General features: G+C 56.6%; 19 protein-coding genes and 2 tRNA genes. 11 read left to right on the forward strand and 10 right to left on the reverse strand.

The genetic code is table 11. The annotated features are described in order from the left end of the window. Positions 1-63 precede the first annotated feature (63 nt). Together ACTG39_RS12990 and ACTG39_RS12995 are read right to left on the reverse strand one after the other, a co-directional pair. Positions 64-897: an SDR family oxidoreductase gene (locus tag ACTG39_RS12990; RefSeq protein ID WP_439107996.1), complete on the reverse strand. Its 834-nt coding sequence runs from the start codon at positions 895-897 to the stop codon at positions 64-66. 71 nt (positions 898-968) lie between these two features. Then, positions 969-2,513 carry an acetolactate synthase large subunit gene (locus ACTG39_RS12995; protein ID WP_439107997.1) on the reverse strand — a complete coding sequence of 515 codons (1,545 nt, stop codon included), beginning with the start codon at positions 2,511-2,513 and terminating at the stop codon, positions 969-971. Positions 2,514-2,654: 141 nt separating this feature from the next. Between ACTG39_RS12995 and ilvD the strand changes: the two genes are divergently transcribed. Both ilvD and ACTG39_RS13005 read left to right on the forward strand, forming a co-directional pair. After that, a complete protein-coding gene (ilvD, locus tag ACTG39_RS13000) occupies positions 2,655-4,337 on the forward strand; it encodes a dihydroxy-acid dehydratase (protein ID WP_439107998.1) in 1,683 nt (560 codons plus the stop codon). Positions 4,338-4,379: 42 nt separating this feature from the next. Next, on the forward strand, positions 4,380-5,009 hold the full coding sequence (locus ACTG39_RS13005) for a trimeric intracellular cation channel family protein (protein WP_439107999.1): 630 nt from the start codon (positions 4,380-4,382) through the stop codon (positions 5,007-5,009). Position 5,010: 1 nt separating this feature from the next. On the opposite strand, the gene purE is transcribed toward ACTG39_RS13005, so the two are convergent. Next, positions 5,011-5,484, reverse strand: a complete 474-nt coding sequence (purE, locus tag ACTG39_RS13010) for a 5-(carboxyamino)imidazole ribonucleotide mutase (RefSeq protein WP_439108000.1) — start codon at positions 5,482-5,484, stop codon at positions 5,011-5,013. Continuing rightward, positions 5,481-6,653 carry a 5-(carboxyamino)imidazole ribonucleotide synthase gene (gene purK / locus ACTG39_RS13015; protein WP_439108001.1) on the reverse strand — a complete coding sequence of 391 codons (1,173 nt, stop codon included), beginning with the start codon at positions 6,651-6,653 and terminating at the stop codon, positions 5,481-5,483. The genes purE and purK overlap by 4 nt, the downstream gene beginning before the upstream one ends. A gap of 170 nt (positions 6,654-6,823) precedes the next feature. Here purK and ACTG39_RS13020 point away from each other — a divergent pair, with 170 nt between their 5' ends. Beyond that, positions 6,824-7,501, forward strand: a complete 678-nt coding sequence (locus ACTG39_RS13020; RefSeq protein ID WP_439108002.1) for a nitroreductase — start codon at positions 6,824-6,826, stop codon at positions 7,499-7,501. Positions 7,502-7,553: 52 nt separating this feature from the next. Here the strand turns inward: ACTG39_RS13020 and ribB are convergent, their stop codons facing one another. The 3 genes from ribB to ACTG39_RS13035 all read right to left on the reverse strand — a co-directional run bounded on the left by ribB (position 7,554) and on the right by ACTG39_RS13035 (position 10,984). Next, a complete protein-coding gene (gene ribB / locus ACTG39_RS13025; protein ID WP_439108003.1) occupies positions 7,554-8,666 on the reverse strand; it encodes a 3,4-dihydroxy-2-butanone-4-phosphate synthase in 1,113 nt (370 codons plus the stop codon). A 45-nt stretch (positions 8,667-8,711) separates the two neighbouring features. Next, the gene (locus ACTG39_RS13030) at positions 8,712-9,893 is read right to left on the reverse strand and encodes a thiolase family protein (protein WP_439108004.1); all 1,182 of its coding nucleotides are present in this window, start codon (positions 9,891-9,893) and stop codon (positions 8,712-8,714) included. A 62-nt stretch (positions 9,894-9,955) separates the two neighbouring features. Then, positions 9,956-10,984, reverse strand: coding sequence for a GlxA family transcriptional regulator (locus ACTG39_RS13035; RefSeq protein ID WP_439108005.1), 1,029 nt, complete (start codon positions 10,982-10,984; stop codon positions 9,956-9,958). Positions 10,985-11,093: 109 nt separating this feature from the next. Between ACTG39_RS13035 and ACTG39_RS13040 the strand changes: the two genes are divergently transcribed. From ACTG39_RS13040 to ACTG39_RS13055, 4 genes are all read left to right on the forward strand, one after another. Next, a complete protein-coding gene (locus ACTG39_RS13040; protein ID WP_439108006.1) occupies positions 11,094-12,935 on the forward strand; it encodes a beta-ketoacyl synthase in 1,842 nt (613 codons plus the stop codon). A 27-nt stretch (positions 12,936-12,962) separates the two neighbouring features. Then, a complete protein-coding gene (locus ACTG39_RS13045) occupies positions 12,963-13,808 on the forward strand; it encodes an FkbM family methyltransferase (RefSeq protein ID WP_439108007.1) in 846 nt (281 codons plus the stop codon). A 97-nt stretch (positions 13,809-13,905) separates the two neighbouring features. Then, on the forward strand, positions 13,906-14,472 hold the full coding sequence (locus ACTG39_RS13050) for a nitroreductase family protein (protein WP_439108008.1): 567 nt from the start codon (positions 13,906-13,908) through the stop codon (positions 14,470-14,472). A 91-nt stretch (positions 14,473-14,563) separates the two neighbouring features. After that, positions 14,564-15,394, forward strand: a complete 831-nt coding sequence (locus tag ACTG39_RS13055) for a crotonase/enoyl-CoA hydratase family protein (protein ID WP_439108009.1) — start codon at positions 14,564-14,566, stop codon at positions 15,392-15,394. Between the two features lie 27 nt (positions 15,395-15,421). Here the strand turns inward: ACTG39_RS13055 and ACTG39_RS13060 are convergent, their stop codons facing one another. Continuing rightward, on the reverse strand, positions 15,422-16,198 hold the full coding sequence (locus ACTG39_RS13060; protein ID WP_439108010.1) for a hypothetical protein: 777 nt from the start codon (positions 16,196-16,198) through the stop codon (positions 15,422-15,424). A 53-nt stretch (positions 16,199-16,251) separates the two neighbouring features. On the opposite strand from ACTG39_RS13060, the gene ACTG39_RS13065 reads away from it, so the two are divergent. Together ACTG39_RS13065 and ACTG39_RS13070 are read left to right on the forward strand one after the other, a co-directional pair. Beyond that, complete coding sequence (locus ACTG39_RS13065; RefSeq protein WP_439108011.1) at positions 16,252-17,079, forward strand: alpha/beta fold hydrolase; 828 nt, start codon at positions 16,252-16,254, stop codon at positions 17,077-17,079. 2 nt (positions 17,080-17,081) lie between these two features. Then, positions 17,082-17,405, forward strand: a complete 324-nt coding sequence (locus tag ACTG39_RS13070; protein ID WP_439108012.1) for a DUF3301 domain-containing protein — start codon at positions 17,082-17,084, stop codon at positions 17,403-17,405. A 60-nt stretch (positions 17,406-17,465) separates the two neighbouring features. Here ACTG39_RS13070 and ACTG39_RS13075 read toward each other — a convergent pair whose 3' ends face one another. Both ACTG39_RS13075 and queD read right to left on the reverse strand, forming a co-directional pair. Next, entirely contained in the window at positions 17,466-18,089 is a 624-nt protein-coding gene (locus tag ACTG39_RS13075; protein WP_439108013.1) for a LysE family translocator, read from the reverse strand. A gap of 417 nt (positions 18,090-18,506) precedes the next feature. Next, complete coding sequence (queD, locus tag ACTG39_RS13080; RefSeq protein ID WP_439108014.1) at positions 18,507-18,860, reverse strand: 6-carboxytetrahydropterin synthase QueD; 354 nt, start codon at positions 18,858-18,860, stop codon at positions 18,507-18,509. Positions 18,861-19,131: 271 nt separating this feature from the next. Between queD and ACTG39_RS13085 the strand changes: the two genes are divergently transcribed. Both ACTG39_RS13085 and ACTG39_RS13090 read left to right on the forward strand, forming a co-directional pair. Further along, positions 19,132-19,207: transfer RNA gene (locus tag ACTG39_RS13085), tRNA-Val, on the forward strand. A 72-nt stretch (positions 19,208-19,279) separates the two neighbouring features. Continuing rightward, positions 19,280-19,356, forward strand: a tRNA-Asp gene (locus ACTG39_RS13090). Positions 19,357-19,494 lie beyond the last annotated feature (138 nt).

Genomic DNA, 19,494 nt, shown 5'->3' on the forward strand with positions numbered 1-19,494 from the left:
ACGTGTTTGACCTTCAGGTGAACCGCGACCGTCAAAAGCTCGTGAGCTTTACCGAAGGCTGAGCTACGGCAATCCCGTAAGTTTTTGCACGATCCAGTCCGACACTCGCGTAGGCAACAGAGCTTTGATGGCGATGAATACGCTTCCCGGTAAAAAGGGTACGACGCGACGGGGCGTCGGATTGTGGCTTTCACAAGCAGCGACAAGGCTTCCTGCAACGCTAATCGGGTCGGCACCTTTGTCATGCAAATCGTGATGGAATGCCTTGAGTGTCCTTAACTGTGCAGCGTAGGCGGGTGCGCTTTCAATCCAGTGTTCAATTTGCTCTTTTTCCAGCGAGCCGAAACGTGTTTTCACGGCCCCGGGTTCTATAACTACCACCTCGACACCGTGAGGTCGTAGCTCGTGTCGGAGGGAGTCCGAGATTGACTCGACGGCGTGCTTTGTCGAATTGTAGGGGCCAAAAAACGGAACAGTCACTCGTCCCGCGACGGAGGATACGTTGACGATTCGACCGCGGCGACGCTCGCGCATTGCAGGTACAAAGGCGCGGGTGACCCGCACTAAACCCAGCACATTGGTCTTGAACTGTCGTTCCCATTCCTCGTCCGAGACTGCCTCCAGTGGTCCCACGACGGCGTAGCCTGCGTTATTCACCACTACGTCGGGTGCGTTTCCATCCAATGCGTCAAACACCGTTGCTGCAGCTGCATTGACGGAGCTGGCGTCGGTGACGTCCATTTCCAGCGCGGTAATGTTTTCGTAGCCTGCGTCCAGTTCGGCCAGCGCAGTCTGGTCGCGCCCGGCCGCGAAGACAGTGTGTTTTTTACTGGCCAGTAATATGGCTGCTGCGCGGCCAATGCCTGCGGTAGCGCCTGTGATCACAATACTCGACATTCAGCGTCTCTTTGTTGTGGTACCGGGTCTTGGGATTTGATCTCTCAGGTAGAGCATACCGACCTCTGCCGCTACAAAATAGCCTCGATGAGGCAAGGCCCTGGCGTGTTCATGGCCTCGGAAAACTGTGCCTGAAACTCGCTGCTGCTTCGAGCCTGACTGGCGCGAATGCCGAGCCCCGTCGCTATGCTGGCAAAGTCCATATCCGGGTTGGAGAGATCAAGCATGGACAGCGTCTTGGCGTTGGGCTCGCCTGCGCCGACCCTGGCCAGCTCAATATTGAGGATGGCGTAGCTCTTATTGTTGAGCAGAATGACGGTGACATCTGCATTCTCTCTCGCCATGCTCCACAATGCCTGAATCGTGTACATCGCAGAGCCATCAGCTTGCAGCGCAATGACTTTGCTATCCGGACGGGCCAGGGCGGCCCCCAGGGCAACGGGCAAACCCTGACCGATGGCGCCACCGGTGAGAGTAAGCCAGTCGTGTGGGGGGGCATTCTCGGTGCACAAAAACATCGCCAGGCCACAGGTGGCACCCTCATCGGAGACAATGGCGTTGTCGGGCATTTCGTTGCTCATGATTTGCCCGATGGTCAGTGGATTAAGTGTTTCGTCGTTCACTTCGTGGATCTGACGCTCATAAAGGGTCTCTGCGCTTTTCTCAATATTCAGGGCAGCCGTCAGGGCGGACACGGTACTGTCGGCATCCTCGCTCGGCTCTGCCAAAGTGTGAAGTTCGCAGTGTTCAGGAGTGAGCCAGCTCTCCTTGCCTGGATAGGCAAAAAAGCTTACCGGCGCCGCAACGCCCAGTAGTATGAGTTGCTCAAATGGCTCCAGGGCCTCGGCCGCCTGTTCGGCGAAGTAAGGCAGCCGCTGAACGGCGGCACGACCCGCGCCGCGCTGTAGTCGTGTCGGGAATGTCGCGCACATCAGTGTTACGTCATGGGCATCGGCTATGGCCCCCAGCTGTGCGAGATTTTCCTCACGTAGGGCCTTGCCTCCCAACATCAGTGCGGTTTTCTTACCGCTTTGGATAACTTCGGCGACGCGGGAAATCCGATCCGAGCGGACCGAGAGCACTTCGGGCGCTGGTAGCGCTGGCGCCGCTTCGCTTGCCGTATCCCAGGCGTGGTCCGCGGGTGCAATGAGCGTGGCGATTTGTCCGTTGCCGCGCATAGATGCCTGCACAGCGCGAGCGCCGCCTGCCGAGAGTTCCTCCGGGGTAGTGGCGATTTCTGTCCAGTGCGAACCCCAGCGAGCAATTCCCGGAAGATTTGAAGTCAGGGGTGCGTCAAACTGCAGATGGTAGCTGGCATGATCGCCAACGATGTTCACCACGGGAGATCCCGCCCGACGCGCGTTGTGCATGTTTGCCAGGCTGTTTGAAAATCCTGATCCCAAGTGGAGTAGGGTGGCCGCAGGCTTGTCAGCCATGCGCGCGTAGCCATCGGCAGCGCCTGACACAACGCCTTCAAACAGGCAGAGGACCGGGCGCATTTCCTCGGTTTTACCGATAGCGGATACCAGCTGCATTTCAGAGGTTCCGGGATTGGCAAAACAGATTTCTACGCCACTTTGGACGAGGGTTTGGAGTAGAGCTTCGGCGCCATTCATGAATAAATCTCCCAGGAGATAGCGATTTGTGATTTACATGGGGCTCGTATGATATTCGATAAAGCCCGCGTAATGTTTGTCCTAAAGCCTGCAGTCACCTAAAATCGCGGCCCCGCTTTTGCAACATCAGAGATCCGGTCTATGACGCTTAATCGTCGCTCCAAAAATATCACCGAAGGTGTCCAGCGTGCGCCTAATCGATCTATGTATTACGGCATGGGTTACGAAGAAGGCGACTTCAAAAAGCCAATGGTGGGTATCGCGAATTCCCATTCGACTATTACACCCTGTAATGCGGGGCTCCAGCCCTTAGCGGATGCTGCCCAGGAAGGTTTACGCGAAGCCGGCGCAAATCCGCAGGTCTTTGGCACACCGACAATATCTGATGGTATGTCCATGGGTACCGAGGGCATGAAGTACTCTCTGGTATCCCGGGAAGTTATTGCCGATTGCATCGAGACTTGTGTAGGCGGTCAGTGGATGGATGGGGTACTGGTCATAGGTGGCTGCGATAAGAATATGCCCGGGGGCATGATGGGCATGCTTCGGGCAAACGTGCCGTCGATATTTGTCTATGGCGGCACCATTCTTCCGGGGCGTCACAACGGACAGGATTTGAACATTGTCAGTGTCTTTGAGGCGGTAGGCGAGCACGCTGCGGGTCGCATCAAGGACGAGGATTTGTTGGCCATTGAACGCAATGCAATCCCGGGTACCGGCTCCTGCGGTGGAATGTACACTGCGAACACCATGAGCTCCGCCTTTGAAGCCCTGGGCATGAGCCTGCCTTATTCATCCACCATGGCGAATGTGGAATCCGAGATTAAAGACTCAGCGAAGCAAAGCGCCCTGACTCTCGTCGAGGCGATCCGTCAGGATATCAAGCCTCGCGACATCGTGACTAAAGAGTCTTTGGAAAATGCGGTGGCGGTGATTATGGCAACCGGCGGGTCTACCAACGCGGTGCTGCACTTTCTGGCCATAGCGCATGCTGCGGAAATTGACTGGAGTATTGATGATTTTGAGCGAGTCCGTCAGAAGGTCCCCGTTCTCTGCGATCTAAAACCCAGTGGTCAGTATCTCGCTATTGATTTGCACCGTGCGGGAGGGATCCCGCAGGTGATGAAGATTCTCCTGGACGGTGGCTTGCTCCATGGTGACTGTATGACTATTACCGGGGAAACCATTGCAGAGTCTCTAGCCGATGTGCCATCTGTACCTGCAGACCAGTCTGTGATTCGCACTCTGGATAATCCCATGTATGCCAAGGGGCATCTGGCGATTCTTCGTGGCAACTTGGCTGAAGAAGGCGCTGTGGCAAAAATCACCGGTCTGAAAAACCCTGTTATTACCGGGCCGGCGAAGGTTTTCGATGATGAGCAGTCGGCGCTGGACGCTATTCTGGCGGGTGCTGTGAAAGCAGGCGATGTTGTTGTACTGCGTTATCTGGGGCCAAAAGGAGGTCCGGGCATGCCGGAGATGTTGGCTCCTACCGGTGCTTTGGTGGGACAGGGTCTTGGTGAATCTGTGGGACTCATAACGGATGGACGGTTCTCCGGAGGTACCTGGGGAATGGTCGTAGGTCACGTGGCGCCGGAGGCCTACGCAGGCGGTTTGATTGCCCTGGTAGAAGAAGGCGATTCGATCACCATTGATGCTCACACGCTGAGCCTGCAACTGAACGTTGATGATGAGGAAATCGCTCGCCGCCGCAGTGCGTGGGTAAAGCCCGCGCCGAGGTACACGCGAGGCGTCCTTGCCAAGTTTGCCAATAATGCGGCAGCGGCAAGCCGAGGTGCTGTTTTGGACCTCTATGAAGACTAGGGCAACCCCGACAAAGCCACTGGCTTGCCTTAACGTGGCCCCATGACTCTTGCAGGCATCATCGCCTACTGCGATTTAGTGGCGGTAGGTGTATTTGCCGCGTCCGGCGCCCTTGCGGCGGCGGAAAAGCGACAGGACATCCTGGGCTTTATCCTGTTTGGAACGATCACCGGTGTCGGTGGGGGAACGTTGCGAGATCTGCTGCTGCAGCTGCCGGTATTCTGGATCAGCGATGTACGTTACCTTTGGGTCTGCATTACGGTGTCGGCCTTAACCTGGTACATCGCGCCCATGCTTTCCCTGCGGCGCAAGTTACTGCTTTGGGCGGATGCCATGGGACTTGCGTTGTTCTCTGTCCTGGGCTGCGCCAAAGCGTTGCAGTATGACGCCCCGTGGATTGTCGCGGTGGTCATGGGGGTGATGTCTGCAAGTTTTGGCGGTTTGATCCGGGACACACTCCTCGGTCGGGAGTCTGTGCTTCTGGGCGTCGAGATCTACGTCACCGCCGCCTTAGTGGGTGCGGGCGCTTATGTGGCGCTGGTGTCCACCGCGCTGGTATCGCCCGGCAGCGCGCTGTTGATTGCCATGCTGGCGGCCTTTGTGTTGCGCGCCGGTGCAATACAGGCGGGTTGGCGTTTGCCAAGTTATCGCCGTCTGGGCGATGGATCCTAGCTTAAACCCGCTTCGCCAGAACCTTGTCTCGCAGCCCCTCTTTGTAGCTACGAAGCCTTTCTCGTAATGCGTCGTCAGACGTGGAAAGCATCTGCGCGGCGAGGATGCCGGCGTTGGTCGCATTGTCGATAGCAACGGTAGCGACAGGGACTCCTGCCGGCATTTGTACGATTGATAGCAGGCTGTCTTCCCCTGCGAGCTTGGTGGCCGCTACCGGTACACCGATAACCGGTAAAACTGATAACGATGCGACCATGCCCGGTAGATGCGCAGCGCCACCGGCCCCGGCGATGATGACGCGAAGCCCGCGAGCCTCCGCTTCGGTGGCGTAACTGTAGAGTTTGTCCGGTGTTCGGTGCGCGGATACGATTTCCACTTCGCACTGCACATCCAGCATATCCAGAATGTCTTTGGCAGAGCGCATCACGGGAAGATCCGAGTCGCTGCCCATGATGATACCTACGCGTATGGTCATGCTGAACGAGCCTCTTCTTGAATTCGATTCCAATTGCTATGAGTGGCAGCGAGTGCGTCCTGTGCAGAGGCGGCGACCGCAGTGACGTGCCCCAGCTTGCGCATAAGGCGAGCGGGACTTTTTCCGTACCAGTATACGATTGCGCTATCCGTTCCGTCCTCTGTGCCGGATTGACGGTGGATGCCTTGTTCTTTTAATGCGGGCGTACACAGCAGGTTGCGCATGGCAACGGGAGTCTGCAGAGAACTGTCCCCCAGAGGCATGCCCGCCACCGCACGCAGATGCTGCTCGAACTGCGAGCTGGCACAGGCCTCGATGCTGTAGTGGCCGGAGTTGTGTACGCGGGGGGCTATCTCGTTGATCAGAACCCGATCATCGGACAGGAGAAACATTTCGACGCCGAATACGCCCACGCCGTTCAAGGCCTCCACGGCTCGGTAGGCGAGAGTTGTAGCAGCAGTTTCGACTTCTGCACTGATGTTCGCCGGCGCGCTCACTGTGTCGAGTACTGAGTAGTCGGTTTCAAAGGTCATGTCCACGGGGCCGAAGTGTGTGGTCTCACCGTTACTTCCCCGAACCACCAATACCGCTATCTCTTTAAAATCTCCCGCAAACTGTTCGAGCATGGTGCTGCCCGGCCAGGCTTTTTGCAGCTCATCCACGCTGCGAATGAGCTGCACACCACGGCCATCAAAGCCACCGCGCAGCGCTTTTTGAACAAAGGGATAGCCTAAGGTCTCGCCGGCGTTCTTGAGCTGATCAGTGTCGCCATCAGTAATGACGAAGGGCAGGGTGGCGAGTTTGTTCTCGGCCAACCAAATCTTTTGTTTGGCTTTGTCCTGCAGTATTTCGATGGCGGACAAAGGCGGGAGGCAGGAGACCAGGCCTGTCGTCTCTGCGGCTCGCAGCTGCGCTACGGTGGCTTCCGGGATGTCCTCACGTTCGTAAGTGATGACATCGCAGCGCTCAATAAGCTCGGCGACGGCTTGAGCATTATCCATAGCAGCTTCGATCGCGGAGGTGGCCTTTTGCGCTGCAGCGCAGTTTCGATCGCCCGTGAGCATCACCGTGGCGATGTCGAGCCCGGGGGCTGCTTCACAGAGCAGCATGCCCAACTGTCCGTCGCCAATAATACCTACCGTCTTCGTCTGTACGCTTTCGTCTGTCATAAAACCAGTAATGTTGATGCTTTAAAAACGCCGCCAGCGGAGTTTCCGCATAGCCTAAAAAAGCCGCGTAGTTTACTGCGTTTAGTCGCTGCTGTGGTGACAACTTGCATCAGTGGCATTGGCGGACTCAAATCGCTATTCTCGCCGCCCCGACGCATTGGTAGACGATTATGAACACTGACATCCCGCGTACCCTGGGCGATATCCTGGATAGTCGTCGATCTTGCCGGGCGTTTTTGCCGCGCTCTCTTTCCGACGATGAGCTTCGATCGCTCTTGGCGCCAAGCTTGCGAGCGCCGAGCAATTGCAATACTCAGCCCTGGTATTTTCATGTGGCCTCAGGCCCCGTGTTGGAGCGCTTGCGCAAGCGTCTGCCGGAGGACTTTGCCGCAGGCCGGATGACGCTGGATTTCCCCTATGAGGGGAAGTACAGCAATGAGTTCAAGGAGCGCCAGTACGCCTCGGCACGAGCTCTGTACAGTGCAATGGGTATAGAGCGGGAGGATCGCGATGCGCGTCAGACAGCTTTTATGCGAAATTTCACGTTCTTCGACGCGCCGCATGTGGGCTTCTTTTGTTTGCCCGATGGGTTTTCCGAGCGGGAAGCTTGCGACCTTGGCATGTTTGCGCAGTCAGTGATGCTTCTACTGGAGGCAGCCGGTCTTGGGAGCTGCCCTCAGACAGCGTTGGGCTTTTTGTCGGATTCTGTGCGCGAGGAGTTATCGATACCCCGGGATCAGCGGCTGATGTTCGGTTTGTCCTTTGGCTATCCCGACCCCGAGGCGCCGGCAAACAGCTGCATGACCGATCGGGCAGCTGCGAGCGAGTTGATCACCTTGCATCGATAGCAAAGTTCTTGGTGGTCAACCAGTCTTGGAGCCCGCTGAGCGGGTCTCGCGTTTAGGGCGCAACGAAATCAACGACTTCCAGATTAAAGCCGGAAAGTGCGTTAAAGCGCATGGGGCTGGACATAAGGCGCATGCGCCGCACGTTTAAGCGCTGGAGTATCTGCGCGCCGGTGCCGATGAAACGATAGTTTTGTAAACCGGCTGAGCCGTCGCCCGATTGGTCCGCGGAGTTGTTGGGGAATGCCTCAATGTCGGCGATCTGGCTCTCCATGGATCGGCTTTGTCCAATGAGGATCAGTGCGCCTCGGCCTTCTTCTGCGATGCGCGCCATAGCGCGGCTCAAGGACCATCCCTCTCGACCCGCAATCTGAGTGTTGAGAACGTCGCGGAGCATATTGACTGGCTGCACACGTGTGAGGACGTCCTGATCTGCAGCTAAATCGCCTTTAACTAGAGCGTAGTGCAGGGTGTCATCGACGAGATCTTTAAAGGTGTGGAGTTCAAATTCTCCGTGCTGGGTTTCCACACAGCGGTGCGAGACGAGTTCTACAGACTGCTCATGCAGTGATCGGTAGGCAATGAGGTCGGCGATGGTGCCCATGGGCAGGTCATGTTTCGCAGCGAACACTTCGAGCTCCGGTCGTCTCGCCATCGTGCCATCTTCGTTCATGATTTCGACGATCAAAGCAGCGGGCTCAAAGCCCGCCATGCGTGCTAAGTCTACGCCGGCTTCCGTATGTCCGGCGCGTCGCAATACACCGCCTTCTTTTGCTACCAGAGGAAAAATGTGTCCCGGTTGGCGAATATCGGTAGGGCCGGCATCGGCCCCTGCGGCTACTTTTACCGTGTGAGCGCGCTGAATAGCGCTGATCCCCGGGCCACGACTTTCTGCAGCATCAATGGAGACAGTAAAGTTGGTCTCGTGTTGGGAGCGGTTATCCCGGACCATCAGGGGGAGCTGTAACTGTCGCGCGCGCTGCTCCGTTAGTGGCATGCAGATCAGACCGCAGGCCTCGCTCGCAAAAAAATTGATGAGTTCCGGCGTTACTGCTTCTGCTGCAATGATCAGATCGCCTTCGTTCTCTCGATCCTCATCATCCATAAGGATGACCATCCTTCCTTGACGGATGGCCTCGATAAGATCGGGAACGCTGCTAAGAGCCATAATTACTATCCTGCTTGTGCAAACAATGCACGGTTAAGGCGAGTGTTAGATCATCTCTATGGCGACGGCCGTCGCTTCGCCACCGCCGATACATAGCGCTGCAACTCCGCGCTTGCCACCCGTTTTACGCAAGGCGTACATCAGGCTGACAATGATTCGTGAACCCGTTGAGCCGATGGGGTGACCCTGGGCGCAAGCGCCGCCATGGATGTTTACCTTGGCGTGGTCCAGGCTGTGCTCCCGCATGGCCAGCATGGTGACCATCGCAAAGGCTTCATTGATTTCAAAGAGATCTACGTCGGAGGCACTCCAACCGGTTTTCTCGAAGAGTGTCTTAATCGCACCGCCCGGAGCAGTGGTGAACTCCGCAGGTTCCTGACTGTGGCGACTATGGGCGACGATGCGGGCCATCCCGGAAATGCCTCGGGCAGCGGCTTCGTCAGCTGACATCAGGAGGAGTGCGCTGCCGCCATCCGAAATAGAGCTGGCGGTTGCTGCGGTGATTGTGCCGTCTTTGGCAAAGGCGGCGCGCATGGAGGGTATGCGATCGACATTCGCCTTATGGGGTTGCTCATCATCGCTGACTACCGTGTCGCCCCGTCGACTGGTGACGGTAACCGGCGCTATTTCTGGCGCCAAGGAACCATCGTCAATAGCTGCCTTGGCACGGCGCAGCGATTCGATGGCAAAAGCATCCATGTCTTCGCGGCTAACGCTCTCTCGGTCTGCCGTCGCCTGGGCAAAGGTGCCCATAGAACAGCCGTCGTAGGCGTCTTCCAGACCGTCCATCATCATGTGATCGAAGGCGGTGGCAGAGCCCAGACGGAAACCGCTGCGCGCGCCCATAAGCAGGTGCGGTGCGTTGCTCATGCTCTCCATGCCGCCCGCAAGGACGATGTTGTTGGTTCCGGCAATGATGCTGTCATAGCCAAATATGGTGGCCTGCATACCACTACCGCAGGCTTTGTTGACCGTTACCGCACCGGTGCTTACGGGGATGCCAGCAGCAATAGACGTCTGTCGCGCAGGGCACTGCTTGAGACCCGCTGGGAGTACGCAGCCCATAAAGACTTCATTCACGGCAGAGGGCTCTACGCCGCACTTTTCCAGCGCAGACTTCGCGGCAACGGCGGCTAATTCAGGCGCGGGCACGGATGATAATGCCCCTTGAAGGCCTCCCATGGGGGTGCGGGCACCGTCAACAATTATGACGCTTTGCTCACTCATGACGTTATTCCTTGGATTGGCTGTCGGCGGGGGCGTGATTTAGCCACAGTGTCTGCATCCGCTCAAGCCTGATCTGCGCCTGTCACTTCGGGGAGCAGGTTGTTTGTTGCCACGAATCGCTTCCCGCGCACGGCCTCACGAAAAGCACGGGGGCTGAGTGCTGTAGCACTGCGAAATGCCTGGGAGAAACGACTGGGAGACTGAAACCCGCAGCGCCAGGCAATATCCGCAAGAGCGAGATCCGAGTGCTGGAGTAGCGCTTTGGCCTCCCGGATCCGCAGATTCAGGAGATAGCGCATCGGCGTCTCACCGGTTGCTTTTCGGAATCGTCGGCCAAAGCTGCGCGCGGATAAGCCACTGAGCGCGGCCAGGCTGTTGATGCTGTGGGTATCTGCGGGATGTAATTGCATATGATCCTGCGTGTCACGAATGACTGCATCGTGGTGTGCGCCGGTGGATTCTTGCAAAAATGCGGCTGTTTCATAGGACTGTCGCGCCTCAGGAGAAAACTGCGCCTCCACGGTTCGAGCGATACGTTCGCCGTACCACTGCTCTACAAAGTGCACCATAAAGTCGCCGATGGAATTCACGCTGCCTACGCAGTACAAGCGGTCGCTCTGGGTTATTAAGTGCCTGCGCTTTAGATGCACCGGAGGGTAGGTTTGCTCAAAGCGATCAAAGTCGTGCCAGTGGGTGGTCGCTGGACGCCCGTCGAGCAGCCCGGTTTCGGCAAGCAGAGTACTGGCAGTTCCCACGCTGCAAACACTCGCTCCTTGTTCATGCAGCGCCCTGATCTTCGGGAGCCAGCCCTGGGCTTGCTGCAGTACCCGCCGGGGGTGCCGCCAGATCGCTGGGAGTATCAACAGGTCACAGCTTGCAAGGTCTGCTAAATCGCCATCGAGGGCGAGGCGGAGTCCCGAATCCAGCGTGATGGCAGTGTCTTGCTGCGTGCCCAGCAGCTGGATCTCAGCGCTAATGCCGCGACCTCGGCTTGTCTGGGACATCTGCGCAGCGGCATGCAGTATTTCTGCAGGCAGTGTGACGCTGGTTGCCAGAGCCTCGGGGTAGAGAAGGAGCGCGGCGGTGGGCATAGAGTGATCTCTGTGGCTTTATATATAAAGAATATGACGCTTATAGGATATAGATAAAGCATATCACTGCCTACACTGGGCTTTCTAAAGTCTTTGTGCAGGAATCCCCGTGGGACAAGCTCTACCCGTCATTGTCAGCTTAGGTGGTGTTAACAGCGCTGGCCGCAGCTCCATGCATCATGGCCATGCCCGCATGGTAGAGAGCGCTATCACCAGCGAGCGTCGCAGCCAAATGCTCACATCCCTGCGTCAGCTCACCGGCGCTGCGCATGATGATGAGGCTTCGTTGCTGCAGCGCACGCTGATTCGGCGCATTGGGGCGGCGCACTTCGATCCGTCCCGAGTCGCCTGGAATCAACGTCTGCCTACGCGGAGCAATGGCAGCCCCGTAAGTTTTGAACTGCACAAACGCTACCTGCCTGAGCCGGTACCTGACGATTGGCAACTGCTCAGTGGTGATGACGAAGACCATGTTCGGGTGCAGATCATCGGGGAACAGCAATTTTTATTGCCCACGCACCGGGAGTTCGAAGTCAAGGCCGCCAGCCAATTGCCGGATGGCTTTGATCCAGCGGCGCTCTACCAGTCCCGAAACCATCCGCGAGGCCTGGCGATGTCGGTGTATGGGGCGAGTGACGCCTTGGGTAATCTTGGTATGGACTGGGATGCCCTTAAATCCACCCTGGCTCCGGATCAGATTAGCGTCTATGCGGGCAGTGCCATGGGGCAATTGGACGACAACGGTGCCGGGGGCATGCTCAAGGCCCGTTATCGTGGCAGTCGTGTTACTTCCAAGTACTGTCCTTTAGGGCTTGCGGAGATGCCTGCGGACTTTGTAAACGCCTACGTGCTGGGCGCAGCGGGCTCTACCGGCGCAACCCTCGGCGCCTGCGCCTCGTTTCTGTACAACCTTCGTCACGCGATTCACGACATTCGCTCAGGACGCGCGCGAGTGGCATTTGTGGGCGCTGCCGAAGCTCCGATCACACCCGAGGTCATGGAGGGCTACGCGGCCATGGGTGCTCTGGCTACCGACAAAGGTCTTCGCCAGCTTGATGGGCTCGGCGAAGATGCTGATCCGGATCACCGCCGTGCTTGCCGACCGTTTGGCGAGAACTGTGGTTTCACCATTGGTGAATCTACACAGTTTATTGTGCTTTTTGATGACCAGTTGGCTTTAGAGACAGGTGCCAACATTCTTGGTTCGGCCGCCGACGTATTCATTAATGCAGACGGGTACAAAAAGTCTATCTCGGGCCCCGGGGTGGGCAATTACCTCACCATGGCGCGGGCTGCTGCCTGCGCTCGATCTATTGTCGGGGAGCGAGGACTCCGTGAGGGTGGCTTCGTGCATTCTCACGGTACGGGGACGCCGCAAAATCGTGTGACGGAATCCGTAATTCTTAGTCGTGTGGCCGGTGCCTTTGGCATTGAACATTGGCCTGTGAGCGCGATTAAAAGCTACGTCGGACACTCCCTCGCTGCGGCATCGGGTGATCAAATCGCCGCAACTCTGGGAAGCTGGGCGGAGGGTTGGTTGCCGGGTATCTCGACCACCGAGCGTCTAGCTGACGACGTGGCTACGCAAAATTTGAGCTTTACTATGGAGCACCGGGAGCTGGATCTGGCAAAGCAGCGCTATGCACTCATCAACGCAAAGGGCTTTGGTGGTAACAATGCGTCGGCCACACTGTTAAGCCCGGTGCAAACCATGGAGATGCTCCGGTCTCGCCACGGGGAAGCGCGCATTACAGCATGGGAGCGCGCCCAGGAGTCTGTAAAAATCGCTCAGGAAGCGCGCGAGGCGAGGGTGCTGGCTGGAGAAGAGTCGCCCCGTTATCTCTTTGACAACAATGTTCTGGGTGACGAAGCCGTTGAATTCGATGATCACAGCGTTTCTGTTGCGGGCCAGAGGGTCTCACTAGTACAGTCCAACCCCTTCGAAGACTAGCGACGACAGCGTAAATGGCTCCAGACTGTGTTATCCCGCCCTGTGAGTGGTGATCGGGAGCATCGCGTTACGCTTAAGCCTATCGCGGGCCTCCAACGCGAGCTGATACTGCAGACGCACGACCCAAGCAGTGATCTGGTCTCTCACAAGCTGCACAGTGAGCGTCAGTGGGAACCCTTCGAGACAGAGCTTTGGCTTGCATCACAAAGAGCGGGTGACTTTGTCGTCGATGTGGGGGCCAACCTTGGATATTTCAGCATTCTCAGTGCGCTGCATTCCCGTCAAGCCGCCCATGTGGTTGCCGTTGAACCGGCGGCAGACAACCTGGCACTTCTGCAGCAAAACCTCATGCTTAACGACTGTCAGCGCAATGTAGAAATTGCTCCGATTGCTCTGGGCGATCACGAGGGAGAGGGGGCGTTGTATCGCAACGAAAATAATCGCGGCGATCATCAGATTTATCCCGGAGACGGGGATCGTGCGAAAGAGTCTATTACGGTACGAAATGGCACAGAGCTGCTGTCTCCAATGATGATGCGCATCGATCTGCTTAAGGTAGACACTCAGGGGAGTGAATACGCTGTCATGACGGGCTTATTGCCACTGTTACAAAAAAGTGGTCCTGGTTTGCGCATTTTGCTGGAGCTCACCCCATACTCCTTGCGACTCGCTAAGAGCAGTGGCAGGGAACTGCTTACGCTCATTGCAGACCTGGGATTGTCATTGTGGATCGTTGATCATATCGAGCATCGTCTCGTCGCCTCTGACGCGCAGGCTCTGTGTGAATGGTCTGACAATGTTGATGCAACCTCTGGCGACCGAGGTTTTATGAATATCTATGCGGGCACGGCCCCGGCTGATTTGTCTCAGTGAAGGGTAAAGGCTGAAGGGGCAACACCTCTAGACCAGTATGTTGGCCAGCCGCCTATCGCTGTTATGATGCCCGACCAGTTTTAGCGACGAGCACTTCATGGCGACGGTATTTAACGGCCTTAGCTTTCTTCAGCAGCGCAATTCCATGCCCAAGCTTACGGGGCCAGGCCCCGATGCGGACGAGCTCGAGCAGATGCTTCTTTGTGCTTTGAGAAGTCCCGACCATGCACGGTTACGGCCCTGGCGTTTCGTTAGTTTTCAAGGGCAGCGAAGACATGCTTTTGGAGAGCTGCTGCGAGACTCTCTACTGCGGCGGGATCCCGAAGCCGATCAGACAGCACAGGACCGCGCCTTGAATGCGCCGCTGCGTGCGCCACTACTGATTGCTGTGATCGCGTCCTTCACAGAACATCCCAAAGTGCCAGCTTGGGAGCAGCGGATGTCTGCGGGCTGCGCTGCCTTTAGTCTCACCCTCGCCGCGGAAGCGCTGGACTACGGTGCGATCTGGCGAACGGGTGCTTTTGCCGAGGACTCCCAGCTGCTTCGTGATATCGGCGGTGCTGACAACGAAGAGTTCGTAGGTTTTGTGTACATCGGGCGCCGGGACTGCCAGCCAAAGCCGGTTCCAACGCTTGCCACGGATGACTTCCATCGAGCCTGGTGACAAGCGATTTCGCAACAGTAAGTCTTAGTGTATTGATAGAATATCGCGAGTTTTGCGAAGATAGAGACAGCCGATAAGCAAGGAGAATGTAATGCAGCAGGAACAGATTACCCAGCCTACCTTTGAGACGCTGGATTTGAGCGTCAATGATCACGTTGCGGAAGTTTTTCTTAACCGTGGCGATAAGGCCAACTCTATGAACGTCACCATGTGGCGCGAATTACAGGCCTGTTTTGAATGGCTGGACAGTGAGCCTACGGTGCGCACAGTGATTTTGGCCGCTCATGGGAATCACTTTTGTGCCGGCATCGATCTGAACATGCTGATGGATGTGCAAGGGCAGAACAAGGATCCCGCACGTCGCGCTGAGTCTTTCCGGCGTAATGTGTTGGTGATGCAGGACAACCTGTCAGCCATGGAGAAGTGTCGAAAGCCCGTGCTGGCAGCGATTCACAACACCTGTATTGGTGGCGCCATGGATATGGTGACCTGCGCTGATATGCGTTACGCCACGGCGGATGCATGGTTCTCTATTCGTGAAGTCGATATCGGTATGACTGCGGATGTAGGCACCCTCCAGCGGCTCCCAAAAATCATTCCCTATGGCGTCGCCTGCGAGCTTGCTTACACCGGCCGGAATATGGGCGCTGACGAGGCGCAGAGTGTGGGCCTGGTGAACAGGGTCTTCGCTGATAAGGAGGCCTTGCTCGAAGGCGCTCGAGAGACGGCCGCCATGATAGCCAGCAAGGCGCCGCTTGCGGTGCGCGGTAGCAAAGAGATGCTGCTTTACAGCCGTGATCACAGCGTTCAGGAAGGACTGAATTACATTGCGACCTGGAATGCCGGCATGCTGAGCGCCCAGGATCTTCAGGAAGGGCTTCAGGCGCAGATGGAAAAACGCGCCGCTGATTACGAAAACTAGGCGCTACTTAAGCGGCCCCAGGCAGCCCTAGGGGTTGCCCGGGTACTTATCCATTTCTATAAAGGGATGCAGCGATAAGGCTATGCCTTCGTTGACGTACTCGTTGTTCTCGAGAATTGCTCGTCGGCGAATATAGCGCCCGGTAGACGATCGTGCGTCGATCGCAGCAGTAGCGTCCAAACCGCCGCGACTCACAAAAAGTCGTTTAAGTTCTGTATCGAAAATAGTGACTTGCAGGGATGCCACGGAGGCGGTCATGGACCAGTCGAAATCCGCGCTTACGCCGGTGCCCGGCCCCTGCATTGACGGACGACGGGAGACACCGTCCCAGCGACCTATGTGCTTAAGGCCATTGTTGAAGGCAACATCCAGCTCCACGACATCCGTAAACACAAATGCGTCCAACTCACCGCTTTCGGCAAAGCGATCCCGAACACTGGTCATGATCTGCGAGAAGGTTTTCATGTTTACACGACCGCTCGTGGGGTCCACCGGGTCGCCAAAGGCGCGTACCGCTGAGTTCCAGTGCTGCTTAAATTCTCGCTGCGGTAAGACAGTGTAGCCGTTGGCTTTCATGTAACTGGCGAGACGCGCATCTATGCGTGGTTCGGCTTCCTTAAGATAGTTTCTCGAGGGGCTGCCGAGGTTTATATGCGGAATCACGACGGTTTTGACCGGTTTCTCCGTAAGCCGCTCAGACTCTACTTCAAAGGGGAACACCGTCGGGTTGTAGCCACCGCCGGAAGCGCAGGCTGTGAGCCATAAAACGGAGGACAGGGTCAGTAGTAGCAGCTTTTTTGGCATTTTCTTGGGTAACATGTTGAGGTTAGATTTATGAAGCGCGCATGGTAACAAACTTGACAGCAAACGAAGAACAGTTCGAACAGGGTAGGGCGCAGCAAGAACCACTGTACGCCACGGTGAGTGGTGCGGGAGCCCCTGTGATTCTCTTACACGGCTTGTTCGGTATGGGAAGCAATCTCGGGGCCCTGGCGCGGGCCTTGGCTCAAGACTTTGAAGTGCATCAATTGGACCTTCTCAATCACGGTCGCTCCCCATGGCAGGCGAATACGAACCTCGAAGATCTTGCTCTGAGCGTTGCGAGCTATATTCATAGCAATAACCTGGGTCAGGTTGCCGTCGTTGGCCACTCCCTCGGTGGCAAAGTTGCCATGCAGCTCGCGCTCAGCCGACCTCAGGATGTTGCAGCCCTGGCGATTGCAGATATTGCGCCGGTCGATTATCCCGCATCTCACGACGCGGTGTTCTCTGCCCTCACGGCAGTGAAGGCAGCCCGCCCTGCATCGCGCGCGCAGGCCCGGGAGGTCATGGAGGAGTTCGTGGAGGAGGCTGGGGTTGTGGGCTTCTTGGCCCTGAGCCTAAGGCGCGATAGTGACGGTAGCTACCTGTGGCGATTCAATGTGCAGGCCTTGCAGGACAACTATGCCTACTTCAGGGCCCCACCAAAGGGCCTGCCTTGTGCAGCTCCGGCCTTGTTTATTTACGGATTAGACTCCACCTATGTAAATGAAGAAGCTAAGGCCGAGGCTGCGGCGCTGTTTCCGGCGGCGCAGTTTGCGGGTATAGCGGATACAGGACATTGGTTGCACGTAGAGAAGCCTCGGGAGTTTAATACCGCAGTGCTTGAGTTTTTACGGCAAAGTTTGCGGTCACAAGGAAGTTAGTAATGACCTTGAGTATTTGGGATTTGGTGTTTGTCGCCGTTTTTGGTGGTGGTGCCTGGTACCTATTTAGTGGCACTCGTGTTCGGGAGTTGGCAGTTGCAGCAGCAAAGCGCTCCTCGGAACTGGCCGACATTCAGTTGCTGGATCAGTCCGTGGCACTTTCCAAGACTTCCTTAAGTCGCGATGGCAATGGCATATGGCGAGTTTGGCGGCAGTATCGTTTTGAATACAGTCGCGACGGAGTTGGTCGCGAGATCGGCCATATCATAATGCTTGGGCCTCGCCTGCAGGCGGTGTTGGTGGCTGAGGCACCCACAGTTCATTAGGCATGAGCATCGGCTAAGCGCTCGCAGCCGCCACGCATTCTGAGTTGCTTAGTGATTTCCTCAAAAGCCCTGCAAGGCTCGCGTGAGAATCACTGCCGCTACCATCGTGAGCAGCAGTGCAAAAACCCGATCAATCCGACTGGCATTTTCGCGCAGTGTATCTATCCATTTTCCCCGGCTGAAGACCAGGGTTATCAGCGTGTACCAAAGCCCATCGATAAAGAGGGCCGTGGCCACCAGCGCCAGTTGGCTTGAGGCGCTTGCGTCCGGGCGCACGAATTGACTAAACAGTGCCAGCATAAACACCGCGAGCTTTGGGTTCAGGAAGGCAATAGCAAAGCCGTCCCGAGCCGCCATGCCGACTTTTGCGACCGCTTGCTCGCTGTTTGCCGCCGGAGACTGGGCGCTACGCCAAAGTCCCAGAGCTAGCCACAGTAGGTATAGCGCCCCGGCACTCTGCAGGACTAGGAACACACCAGTGCCCGCTGAAAGAAGGGTGCCGAGGCCCAGCACGGTGATCCCAGCGTAAATACCAACACCGGCAGCATGCGCCCACGAGGCAGCCAGACCGCTTAGTTTTCCCCCGTTAAGACTCGCGCTGACAACGACCGCCAAACTGGGGCCGGGAGAGGCGGCTCCTGCAAGGCAGAGGCTGGCCAAACCGAGCCATTCCCAAAAACTCATAGGCGGTTGGCTGTCGAAGAAAGACGCCGTGACCGTCGTGTCTCCTGTGACAGCAGTGTGGCAATGGTGTTGCAGCAGTAAAACCCAGGCCTATTCATCGTTTTTGTCCGGGTTGTCCACAAAACCTGTGGATAAAGCAGTGCACAATTTGTTTAGCATGCCCGTAATCCCCTGTGTTGCGGCCACTTTGTCACGCTGGTTAAATTTCGATCAATGTCATAAAAACGATTTAAAACAATAGCTTATAAGTGTCTTTTCACGGCAAGACTGCGCGATGTAACGTAACTCCAATATTCTGAGAGGATGCATCATCGCTGTGCATAACAATTTTCGGATGCTACCGACATTAACCTTGCTGCGAGTAACACATCTACAGTTCGTAACAGTAGCGTCACGCGGTTGTCACAAATGCCGTAGTCATCCGCGGTAGATACACCCCGAGGTACAGGTTTCCCTGATCTCTATTGCTGACAGAGTGGGTAAGGTGGGTAGCACACGGTCCCATATCCAGCGACAGAGGTTTTCGCTGGTGGGATTTTCGAGTCCCTCGATGTCATTCAGGTAATAGTGATCCAGCTGTTCAACGACCGGTTTGCACGCCGCTTTGATATCCCCGAAGTCCATGACCCAGCCCGTGGACTCTCCCGGCTCACCGGCTACGTACACTCGCAGCTGAAACGAATGGCCATGGAGCCGTTCGCATTTGTGTCCGGGCGGCACCTTGGGCAAGCGATGCGCGGCCTCGAAGTGAAAGTCCTTAAAGATTTCCATTGAGCGTCTCCAAAATCTAAGCCGAGTATGTTCAACCTAAGTCCTCGGAATTGAAAGTCTTGGAATCGGCATTTTTTGTGGGAAGTGATGTTAATCCCCGAGCCGCCCAACTGCTTGTATGGGGCCTCACAAGAGGGCAATTGATAAGGGGCGGATTGCTGAGGGACGCTTAAAAAAAACGATGATTGCACTGCGAGAAGTGAATTTCATGAGTGCCGGTAAAATCCGTTGACAGGCAAAGGCAAGGCTCTATAATGCGCCCCTCCAACGCGGGTGATTAGCTCAGCTGGGAGAGCATCTGCCTTACAAGCAGAGGGTCGGCGGTTCGATCCCGTCATCACCCACCACGTTGCCCAAGGCCTTCACTGGCTAAGTTTCCTGACCGAGACGAGGATCGTGGATTGCGCGTTGTCTACCCTGGAGCGGTAGTTCAGTTGGTTAGAATACCGGCCTGTCACGCCGGGGGTCGCGGGTTCGAGTCCCGTCCGCTCCGCCATTATCTTGCACTTAATTGCATCGAACGCGCATCTGATTATTTGCGAAGGTCAGTACACGCTGCTTCCCGACAATCACTTACGCGGCGTTTCGCCAGAAGGCGAAGCCTATACCCTGGCGCGAATTAGATTGCGAACCG

It is taken from the genome of Congregibacter sp. (assembly GCF_965662665.1).
In the GTDB taxonomy this organism is placed as follows: Bacteria; Pseudomonadota; Gammaproteobacteria; order Pseudomonadales; family Halieaceae; genus Congregibacter.